This is a genomic window from Kitasatospora sp. NPDC004240 (assembly GCF_053603215.1).
Genome location: NZ_JBSGFD010000113.1, coordinates 20,047 through 27,677 on the forward strand (window position 1 = coordinate 20,047; position 7,631 = coordinate 27,677).

Consider the following 7,631-nt stretch of genomic DNA (forward strand, 5'->3'; position numbering starts at 1 on the left):
ACAGCCACCCTCAGTCGCGCGACCGGGGCCATTTGTCCCGCAGCCACGCCAGGTCGGTCTCGGCGCGTGTGCGGGTCGCCTGTTCGCGGGTGAAGACGGCTTTCGTCTTGGTCAGGACCAGGACGTAGGGGCGTCCCTGGCGCCGGGTGGTGTGGGAGACGGGCAGGCCGGCCTGGTCGATGCGGCTGTGGAGGTGGCGGCGTCCGTCCTTCGCGAGCGGCCACTCCATGATGTGGCGGGTACGGGAGGTGAGGAAAGCGTCCAAGTCGGGGCAGAGTCCGCAGCCGGTCCGGCATGTCCCGGCCGGGGTGAGGGACCAGTCGTCGGCCGCGCGTACGGGGCGGGTGAGGGCCGCGATGAGCCGGCCCTCGCAGTGGTCGGCGAGGGTCTGGAAGGCGCGGGCGGCGGGTACGCCATCGCGGACGGTTGTCTGGTGGCGGGCCACTGTGCGCAGGGCGGGGAGCAGACATTCCAGGGCAGTGTCCGGCAGGCCGCACAGCGTGGCGGCGATGGTGTCAGCGGTCTCGGGCCCTGCCGCCTGCAGGACGCGGGCCAGTGATGCGCCGAGCCCCTCCATTCCTGTGCGGCGCTCCGTCTCGCGGCCGACGCCGAGCCAGCTGGTGAGCTGCTGCTCGACTGCTTGCCAGGCACCCTCGGCCAGCGGCGAGGCCATCGCGTCCCCATCGCCGTCGGCGGCCTGCAGCGCGGTGCACAGGCCGGGCAGCGATTCGAGCCACGCCGCGCGGTCGGCCCCGGTGTACGCGCCAACCGTGCCGAACCAGCTGCTGACGGCCCCGCGGGCCCACGTCCTTCCGTACCGCGCGGCCGCTGCCGCGAGACCCGGGGCGTGCCGCTCTCCCAGGGTCTCCACCCCGAAAGGCGCGAGGAGCATCGTGGCAGTGTCCGCTTCCCGCAGTCCCACCGCGACGGGCAGGGCGGCTGCGAAGAGCGCCGCGGCTGCCTCGCCCGAACCGTGGTGCTTCCAGAACGGGGCGAGCGACCGGGCGAGCGTGCGCGCCCGGTCGAGGTCTCCGGCATCCAGGTGGCCCTGAAGTTCCCGCAGTGCGCCCTCGGAGCCGGCCTCGGCGCGGGCCGTGAACGACCGTTGCCGGGGCCACAGGACCACAGCGGCCCGCCGGTACCAGCGGTCGAGGGTGTTGCCGTAGTTGCCCATGTAGCCCTCGTACTCGGACTGGTAGGGCGTCAGGTCCTTATTCTCGGTGGTGGCGCACACCTCGGCGTACGCGACGGGCAGGCTGATCTGCTCGCCGCCGGTGCCGTCCGGGCAGGTCCACCAGCTCAGCGTGATCTCGTCGTCGATCAGCTCGTTCAGTTCGTAGTTGGAGAAGTCGCCGCTGCGGCGGCGCTCGGCACCGGGTTCCCCGTCGGGCTCCAGGAGGCATTCACCCTCGCACTCCTCGTCCTCACAGTCGTCGTAGTGCTCGACCTCGCCGTAGTAGTCGTAGCGATCGTACGGCGCATGCGCGTCCCAGGTCTCCTTCACCTCAGCCAACGCGAGGACCGCTTCGCAGTCCGCCTCGGCGGCGGCCTGGCGGAGCAGGGTGGTGCGGGTGGCGTCGGCTCCCTTGAGGCGCTCCCAGTCCAGGCCGCGCTGGGTGTACTCGTGGTCGAGGAGGTACACGAGGCGGTTCGGGGGCGCGGCCTTCTGCCGGCCGTAGGCGTAGCGCTCTTCGGCTGGCTTGGTGAAGTGTTCGGTCAGGCAGTGGGTCAGGTCGGCGACCGAGTGCCCGTCGTCTTCGCCGGGCGGGCAGATGCGTTCGGCAAGGAGGTTCATGGTGAGGGTGACGCGGTAGCCGGACTTGACGGGCTTGACCTCGTGCAGGCAGTCCGCGTAGAAGGCGGCGAAGGTCAGCTTCTCCCGGGACGCCTGGTGGACGACGCTGCGGCCGGCGTGCGAGACGACGAGTTCGCCGCCGGTGTGGTGTGAGGGCAGCGAGACGACCAGGGTGCCCACCATAAAGTCGTCCTTCTCGGAGTCTTGGTGCGGCAGGAAGAACTGGCCCTTGCCGTAGACGAGCAGCGCGTGCGGCTCGGCACGTAGGACGGTGGTGGGCGGCAGACCGAGCGCGGCGCGGACACCGTCGAGGACGCTGTCCAGGGTGCGGTCCCAGTCGGTGCCGCCGAGCGTGATGCGGTCCGGGGTGATCTCCCAGGTGTCGCGGACGCTGGTGTCGGACAGGGTCTGCTCGCCCCGGCCGAAGGATGCCTGCCGGGCCTGCGCGATCAGTTTTTTGGTGACCGGGGCACGCAGCGGCAGCGGCAGTTCCCCCACCCCGTCGACCTCGATGCGCAGCGCGCGGGCCGACATTTCGATACGGGTGCTGAAGTCCCCGCGCCGCTGTGCGTCGCCGAGCAGCTCCGCTAGCTGCTTCCGCGCTCCGTGTCCCATACTGTTTCGTCCCCAGGGGTGCAGCGTGCCGTATGGCCTGTCCCGGAGACCTTAACGCCGCGGGCAGTCCTTGTTCCCGGGCTGTTGGTCATGCGGCGAGGGTGAGTATGTCGCGGTAGCGGATGGTGTGGACGCGTAGGTGCTCGCGTTGCTGGTGGTGGCGCCAGTGAGTGGTGTGCATTGTGAAGTGGCAGGTCACGGGCCTGGTGTGATTCCGTGCCCTGGTGCTCGTGCTGGTCACGCGCGGCAGTCTGCCGTGTAGATCGTCGGGCAGGGAGGTCTTCGTGGGTTTTGGCCCGTTCCACCTCGTGATGCTCCTACGATCCCGGGCATGGTGGACCCCGAGGTACTGGAACGGATCGCCGCGCGCCGTGCGGAATTGGACGAGCTGGAAGAACACCTGGTCAAGCAGTTGGACGAGGTGAAGGCCGAGCGGGACGAACTCGCAATCGCCGAGCGGTCCTGACGCGGATGAGCGAGCGGACGGCTGGGGAACGGGCTGCCGTCGCACCGGCGTCAGCGCAGGTCGGCGGGCGTGCGATGCTGCTGGTCCCGCACCGCGGCGACAGCGTTGACGAGACCGCGCTGCCCGACGACTACCGCCGGATCCTGGCGATCGTGCGAGCTGCCGGCGGTCCGGTGCAGGTGCGGGCAGTGGGCGAAGAGCTGGGCCCTCAGGTGGAGGTGCGCGGGAAGCTGGAGCCGCTGCGGGCGAAACTGGTCAAGCTTGCGGACCGCGGCTGGCTGCACAAACGCGGCGACGGGAAGTTCACCGCACGGCTGTAGCCGTCCCGGCCCTGCACGCCGCAGGAGCGTAACCAGAGGGCCCCCGGCGGCAGTTGAGTTTGGTGTGAAGAAAAACAACGGTCTCGTCGAGGGCCCCGACGGTCTTGTCCACACCGCTCGCCTGCCGCTGTCGAGTGCCACCTTGAACTGGCTCGCCGACCTGATACGCGGCCACTGCAAGAAGATCGGATCGCGATGGCGGGCCCTGTCGGCAGGGAGGATCGCCGGCATCGTGCTGGCGGTGCTGCGCTGTGACCAGCGGCCCGGCGACCTGGCGGGCGGGAACGGGGTGCACCGCACCACCGTGACCCGGTGGGTGCGCGAGGCCGTCGGCCTGCTGGCCGTCCGCGCCCCGCGCCTGGATCGCGCGCTCAAGAAGATCGCCCGATCGGGTGGCGGGGTGGTCCTGCTGGACGGTTCTCTGATACGCACCCGCCGCCGCACCGGGACCGAGAACCGGAAGAACTACTCCGGCAAGCACAAATGCCACGGTCTACTCGTGATCGCGCTCACGGACGACATGGGCCGCCTGGTCTGGGTGAGCGCGGTCCGGCCCGGACGCACCTCGGAGAACACCGCGTGCCGCCACGACAAACTGACCGCCCATCTGCGCGCGGCCGGCCTTGGCGCGATCGCCGGCCTGGGCTTCGTCGGCCTCGACGACAGCGGCCCGGACGCCGACCCGGCGGTGATCACCGGCTACAAGGCGGCCCGCAACCGGCCCCTGGGGGCAGAAGCTGTCCAACAAGGCGCTGGCCGCGGTCCGGGCCCCGGTCGAGCACGGCTTCGCGCACCTGAAGAACTGGCGCGTGCTCGGCAAGGTCCCGCACCGACCCGAAGTGGGCGACCGCGCTGGTGCGGGCCCTGCTGGTCCTGACGAACCGGGAAGTTGCCCGCTGACCGACGATCTTCACCGAAGTCATCCGCCCGCAACCAGCGTGAGCACCCCGACGCCGACGCGCACCAGGCCCGTGACCTGCCACTTCACGATGCACACCACTCATTGGACCAGCTCTCCCTTCATCAGGCGAGCGTGCCCCGTCGGCCCGCTGCTGTGTCCGTGGTGGCGCTGGTGCTCATCATCAGGCGGCCGACCAGGGTACGGCGGGTGTCCGTACGGCGGTGCCACCGGATTCACCTGGCTGGCGGGGCGAGGAAGAGCACCCGCGGACACCCCTGCGTGCGCGCGACGTTCATTGCTGCGGTCTGACTGACCGCCGCCCAAGTGGCCGCTACGGTGGCCGGGGAACGACCACGATCACGAAGAGGGCAATGTGACCACCAACGAAAGCACCGTTGTCCGCATCGAAGGCGAGGACCGAACGCTCACCCGCGCCGCCGTCTTTAAAGTGCTCGACGACAGCGACCTGCGCAAGCTGCACGACCACATCGTCATCATCCACGGCACCGCCTACCACGCACTCGGCGTAGTCCAGAGGGCCCTCGGGATGAAGCCCACCAACAACCTCATCACGCATGCGGCCGTGAAGGCACTGAAGGAGATAGGGTTCCACACCTTCAAAGCCAACCACTTCAACGCTGGTGGCTGGCCGATCGTCTTCAGGAACGACGAGCTGGAGACCCGCAAGGCAGAGACGGGCCGCAGCTCTGGGAAGCGGCCGTAGCGTTCGTCGCTTGCCAAGTGCCGCTCCCAGTGCCGAGAAGTCGAACGGTGCTGTGAGACAGCTCGGCGATGAACACCTGGAACACCCGCTGCGGCGCGGTGCTCTCCTGGACGAGCTGGTGCACCGAGCGGGGGTACGACGGGCCGGCGGTCCCGGTCGGGGCGAAGCGGCTGCCACACGCCGGTCGCGGCGTCAGCTCCCCGGCTCGCCTTGTCGGTGACCATCCAGCAGCTTGCCGGTCATGCGCCTACAGGACCGACGGAGAATGGCAGGTACACCGCGGCGCCGGTCCGGCGGGCCGAGTCGACCTGTTGGAGGCGGCTGTGCTCCTGCGGGCTCATCAGGTGCGCCCACTCGGCGACCGGTCGTACCTGCCACTCGGTGTGTTCCTCGGGGTCGAGGACGATGTCATCGAGCTGGTCGTCGGTCAGCTCGCCTCCGTCGAAGACGAACCCCGTCTTGGCCGTCGGCCAGCTTGCGCCGGGGCTGCTGAACATCACGGCCAGCAGCCGGGGCCGGTGCACGAGGCCGGGGTTCGTCACCCGCAGGTCGATGCCGGTCTCCTCCACGCACTCGCGGACCGCTGTCTGCAGGGGGTGCTCGCCTCTCTCGACGTTGCCGCCGGGCCATCCCCAGAACGCCGGGTCGTGGCGGGAGCGCATGGCCAGGTGCCGGCCGGTGGTGTCGGTGAAGTAGAAGCAGCCGAACGCGGTCGCGCTCTCGATGGTCTTGACGTACTCCTCGGGCGGCAGCCAGGCCATCGCGTCTCCCTCGTCCGGCTGGCGCGAGGGCCGGGGACCTGTGCGCCTGGACGGCCCACGGTATCTGCCCGGGGGACGTTGGCCCCTCCGCCCGCACGGCGAGCGCCCGGAAGCCCTGGCGGGCTTGCGGGCGCTGCTGAGGTTGCGTGGCGTGCTGCTACTTGCCCGGGCGGCCGAGCTGGTGGACGGTCCAGCCGGCGGCGCGCCAGGGCTCGGGGTCGAGGGTGGTGCGGCAGTCGACGAGCAGCGGGGTCGTGGGACGGTGGACGAGGTCCTGCGGGTCGGCCTGCCGGTACTCGGGCCACTCGGTGGCGAGGACGGCGATGTCGGCGCCGTCGAGGGCGGCCGGGAGGTCGTCGGTGTAGTCGAGCTCCGGATTGCGCTGCATGGCGGTGGGGACGGCCTGCGGGTCGTGGACGGTGACGGTGGCCCCGGCGTGCTCCAGGGCCTGCGCGAGGGCGAGGGCCGGGCTCTCGCGAACGTCGTTGGTGCCGGGCTTGAACGCCGCGCCCAGCACGGTGACCCGGGCGCCCTTGACCGGGCGCCTGCCCAGGGCGCCGGTGATGAGGGCCATCGCGGTGCGGGTTCGGTCCTCGTTGATGTGTTCGGCGGCGAGCAGCAGGGCGGCGGCCCGGTCGGCGCCGAGCTGGCGGGCGGAGGCGGTGAAGGCTCGGACGTCCTTGGGGAGGCAGCCGCCGCCGTAGCCGATGCCGGGCCGCATCCCGTCGGCGCCGATGCGGGGGTCGATGCCGAGGATCTCGACGATCTTGGAGATGTCGGCGCCCGCGGCGTCGCACATGTCGGCGACGCCGTTGATGAAGGAGATCTTGAGGCCGAGGTAGGTGTTGGCGGCGCCCTTGGCGAGTTCGGCGGTCTGCGGGTCGCAGACGAACAGGGGGACTCCGGCGTCGAGGATCCCGGCGTAGACCGCCCGGATCGCCTTCTCGCCCTCCGCGCTGGTGACGCCGGCGATGAGGCGGTCCGGGCACAGGGTGTCCTCGACGGCGTGGCCCTCGCGCAGGAACTCCGGGTTCCAGACGACCTCGACCAGGTCGCCGGCGGGGGCCAGACGCTGGGCGAGGTCGGTGACCTTGACGGTGGTGCCGACGGTGACGGTGGACTTCCCGACGATGGTGCAGGCCCGCTTCAGGTGCGGGGCGAGCTGGCGGATGGCGCCGAAGACCTGCCCGGTGTCGTAGGAGCGGCCGTCGGCGTCGATCGGGGTGCCGACGCCCACGAAGTGCAGGTCGGCGAAGGCTGCGGCTTCGGCGATGTCGGTGGTGAAGCGCAGGCGGCCGCCGGCGGTGTGAGCGGCCAGCAGCTCGGGCAGACCGGTCTCGTAGATCGGGCATTCGCCGGCGTTGAGGCGCTCGACCTTGGCCTGGTCGACGTCCACGCCGATGACCTCGTGACCGAGTTCGGCCATCGCCGCCGCGTGCGGGATGCCGAGGTGGCCGCAGCCGATCACGGAAACACGCATGGAGGGTCCTTGTCTGGTCGGGTAGCGCACCGCATCCGGCGCGCTACCCGACGCTATCGCGGTTTTGAACTCGCTTTTGACGGAACGAAGTTCGATCAGCTGTTCATCGGGGCGGCGATGGATCAGGGCTGGGGGCGGTGCTGGATCAGCCGCATCGCCCGCTCGTTGGGGGTGAAGCCGAGGGAACGGTAGAGCGGTGCTCCGTCGTCGCTGGCGTTGAGGGTGACCAGGCCGCAGCCCTGCTCGGCGAGCCAGTCCAGCAGGGCCTGGACGGCGGCGCGGGCGTAGCCGCGCCGGTGGGAGCCACGCGGTACCACAAGCCCGCCCTCCGCTACCAGGCGACCGTGCTGATCGCAGTTCTCGACGAATAGCTCTGATCGAGACGGCCTTCCTGCCCTCGGTCACCAGTCCCGGCCGGCGGTCAGCCTCTCCGCATCCGAGTCCGTGAACCCGTATGCCGATGCGACGAAACAGAACTCGTCGCAGATCCACTCGCGCGCAACCGTCTCGATCTCGCTCCCGGCCGCCATGAACTCCTTGTCCAGCAGGTTGAACTCCTCCGTCGCAGC

General features: G+C 70.3%; 9 protein-coding genes and 1 pseudogene. 4 read left to right on the forward strand and 6 right to left on the reverse strand.

Annotation, left to right across the window (positions count from 1 at the left end; translation table 11 throughout):
- Positions 1-10: 10 nt before the first annotated feature.
- Positions 11-2,410, reverse strand: coding sequence for a 2OG-Fe(II) oxygenase (locus tag ACWEQL_RS26890; RefSeq protein WP_452152889.1), 2,400 nt, complete (start codon positions 2,408-2,410; stop codon positions 11-13).
- Positions 2,411-2,498: 88 nt separating this feature from the next.
- On the reverse strand, positions 2,499-2,651 hold the full coding sequence (locus tag ACWEQL_RS26895) for a hypothetical protein (protein WP_452152890.1): 153 nt from the start codon (positions 2,649-2,651) through the stop codon (positions 2,499-2,501).
- A gap of 90 nt (positions 2,652-2,741) precedes the next feature.
- Here ACWEQL_RS26895 and ACWEQL_RS26900 point away from each other — a divergent pair, with 90 nt between their 5' ends.
- The 4 genes and pseudogenes from ACWEQL_RS26900 (at position 2,742) to ACWEQL_RS26915 (ending at position 4,821) form a co-directional block, all read left to right on the forward strand.
- Positions 2,742-2,876 carry a hypothetical protein gene (locus ACWEQL_RS26900; protein WP_452152891.1) on the forward strand — a complete coding sequence of 45 codons (135 nt, stop codon included), beginning with the start codon at positions 2,742-2,744 and terminating at the stop codon, positions 2,874-2,876.
- Between the two features lie 5 nt (positions 2,877-2,881).
- Positions 2,882-3,196 (forward strand): hypothetical protein, encoded by a 315-nt coding sequence (locus tag ACWEQL_RS26905; protein WP_452152892.1) that lies wholly within the window; start codon positions 2,882-2,884, stop codon positions 3,194-3,196.
- A 64-nt stretch (positions 3,197-3,260) separates the two neighbouring features.
- Positions 3,261-4,096: pseudogene (locus ACWEQL_RS26910) on the forward strand (transposase family protein).
- Between the two features lie 374 nt (positions 4,097-4,470).
- Positions 4,471-4,821 carry a hypothetical protein gene (locus tag ACWEQL_RS26915; RefSeq protein ID WP_452152893.1) on the forward strand — a complete coding sequence of 117 codons (351 nt, stop codon included), beginning with the start codon at positions 4,471-4,473 and terminating at the stop codon, positions 4,819-4,821.
- Between the two features lie 239 nt (positions 4,822-5,060).
- On the opposite strand, the gene ACWEQL_RS26920 is transcribed toward ACWEQL_RS26915, so the two are convergent.
- The 4 genes from ACWEQL_RS26920 to ACWEQL_RS26935 form a co-directional block, all read right to left on the reverse strand.
- A complete protein-coding gene (locus tag ACWEQL_RS26920) occupies positions 5,061-5,582 on the reverse strand; it encodes an NUDIX domain-containing protein (RefSeq protein ID WP_452152894.1) in 522 nt (173 codons plus the stop codon).
- A gap of 157 nt (positions 5,583-5,739) precedes the next feature.
- A complete protein-coding gene (locus ACWEQL_RS26925; RefSeq protein WP_452152895.1) occupies positions 5,740-7,062 on the reverse strand; it encodes a UDP-glucose dehydrogenase family protein in 1,323 nt (440 codons plus the stop codon).
- Positions 7,063-7,184: 122 nt separating this feature from the next.
- Entirely contained in the window at positions 7,185-7,400 is a 216-nt protein-coding gene (locus ACWEQL_RS26930; protein WP_452152897.1) for a GNAT family N-acetyltransferase, read from the reverse strand.
- Positions 7,401-7,463: 63 nt separating this feature from the next.
- Positions 7,464-7,631 (reverse strand): DUF5713 family protein (locus ACWEQL_RS26935; RefSeq protein ID WP_452152898.1); only part of this gene is annotated, 168 nt, incomplete at its 5' end.

Coding starts and splice junctions, on each gene's coding strand:
- ACWEQL_RS26890 (WP_452152889.1), bottom strand. CDS start 2,410: ATGGGACACGGAGCGCGGAAGCAGCTAGCGGAGCTGCTCGGCGACGCA.
- ACWEQL_RS26925 (WP_452152895.1), bottom strand. CDS start 7,062: ATGCGTGTTTCCGTGATCGGCTGCGGCCACCTCGGCATCCCGCACGCG.
- ACWEQL_RS26905 (WP_452152892.1), top strand. CDS start 2,882: ATGAGCGAGCGGACGGCTGGGGAACGGGCTGCCGTCGCACCGGCGTCA.
- ACWEQL_RS26900 (WP_452152891.1), top strand. CDS start 2,742: ATGGTGGACCCCGAGGTACTGGAACGGATCGCCGCGCGCCGTGCGGAA.
- ACWEQL_RS26920 (WP_452152894.1), bottom strand. CDS start 5,582: ATGGCCTGGCTGCCGCCCGAGGAGTACGTCAAGACCATCGAGAGCGCG.